The organism is Spirillospora sp. NPDC000708 (genome assembly GCF_040299565.1).
Classification (GTDB): domain Bacteria; phylum Actinomycetota; class Actinomycetes; order Streptosporangiales; family Streptosporangiaceae; genus Spirillospora.
Genome location: NZ_JBEPCJ010000241.1, coordinates 1 through 1,367, shown reverse-complemented (window position 1 = coordinate 1,367; position 1,367 = coordinate 1). Strand labels below are relative to the sequence as shown.

General features: G+C 70.8%; 1 protein-coding gene and 1 pseudogene. Both read left to right on the top strand.

Annotation, left to right across the window (positions count from 1 at the left end):
* The first annotated feature begins 84 nt into the window (after window positions 1–84).
* Complete coding sequence (locus ABT299_RS52695) at window positions 85–942, top strand: hypothetical protein (RefSeq protein ID WP_500255483.1); 858 nt, start codon at window positions 85–87, stop codon at window positions 940–942.
* Window positions 939–1,367, top strand: a pseudogene (locus tag ABT299_RS52690) (fumarylacetoacetase); the annotation flags it as partial. The gene ABT299_RS52695 and the pseudogene ABT299_RS52690, both read left to right, overlap by 4 nt.

The following is a 1,367-nucleotide window of genomic DNA, read 5'->3' as shown; positions in this document are numbered from 1 at the left end:
CTTCCGCCCCCTCGAACTCGGCGAGGGCGGCCTGGCCTGCGAGGACCCCGCATACGCGTGGACCTGGGCGGGAAGGCGGACCCCATGAGCGACGTTCCCGCCTTCGCCCGCGGCCTGTGCGACGACGCGGCCGTGTTCCCGCCCGGCCTCGCGCCGCTCGCCGACGCCGTCCCCGCCCACCGCCGGCACCGGTCCGCCCCGTACGCCGCGCTCGTCGGCCCGCTCGTGCTGCCCGCGACCGCGCTGGACCAGCTGCACCCGCTGGTCGCCGGTATCGCCGAGGCGCTGGAGGTGTCGATCACCGCGCCGAACGGCCCGGCGCAGGCTGCCAAGGCTGTCGAGATTGCAGCGCGGTTGCCGGTCAAGGTGCACGCCGTCGAGGTCGCTGTTCCGGCCGCGATGACGGTGCGCGACCTCGTCCAATCGCTGGAGCGCATCGACGTCCCGGTGTTCGTGGAGGTGCCGCGCGACGAGCGCCGCGGTGATGTCACCGCAGCGCTGGCCGACAGCGGGCACAGGGCCAAGCTTCGAACCGGTGGGGTGACGGCCGAGATGTACCCGGACGAGAGAGAACTCGCCGCAGCCGTCACGTCCGCAGTGCAGGCGCAGGTGCCGTTCAAGGCGACCGCCGGGCTGCACCACCCGGTCCGCAACACCGACCCGGAGACGGGCTTTCACCAGCACGGATTCCTCAACCTGCTGCTCGCCACCGACGCCGCCCTCGGCGGCGGAGACGAAGCGGATGTGATGAGCGTGCTCGCAGAGCGCGACAGGGGCGGAATCGCGGCTGCGGTGCAGAATCTCAGCGAGGGCCGTGCGGCGGCCGTGCGTCTTGCGTTTCTCAGCTTCGGCACGTGCAGCATCATGGAGCCGCTCACCGAACTGGTGGAGCTGGACCTTGCCCCCACGTCCCTCCTCCACGGAAAAAGAGCCACTGCGTGACCAAGATCGAAATTCCTGAAAGGTCTCTCTTCGGGCTCGCCAACCTGCCCTATGGCGTCTTCTCGACACCGGGCGTTTCTCCTCGGGTCGGAGTGCGCGTCGCTGACCGGGTGGTGGACCTCGCGGCCACCCTGGGTGAGGACGTCTTCGCCCGACCCACCCTCAACGCCTTCATGGCGCAGGGCCGTTCACGCTGGGAGGAGGTGCGGAGTCAGGTCACCGCGCTAGCGTCGGAGGACCTGCCGGACGGCGCCGTGCACGCCCTGGACGCGGTGGCGCTGCACCTGCCGTTCGAGGTCGCCGACTACGTCGACTTCTACGCCTCCGAGTACCACGCGTCCAACCTCGGGCGGCTGTTCCGGCCGGACGCCGAGCCGCTGATGCCGAACTGGAAGCATCTGCCCGTCGGCTACCACGGCCGCGCG

Bases quoted from the DNA above. Each gene is read 5' to 3' on its own strand.
- ABT299_RS52695 (WP_500255483.1), top strand. From the start codon at position 85: ATGAGCGACGTTCCCGCCTTCGCCCGCGGCCTGTGCGACGACGCGGCC.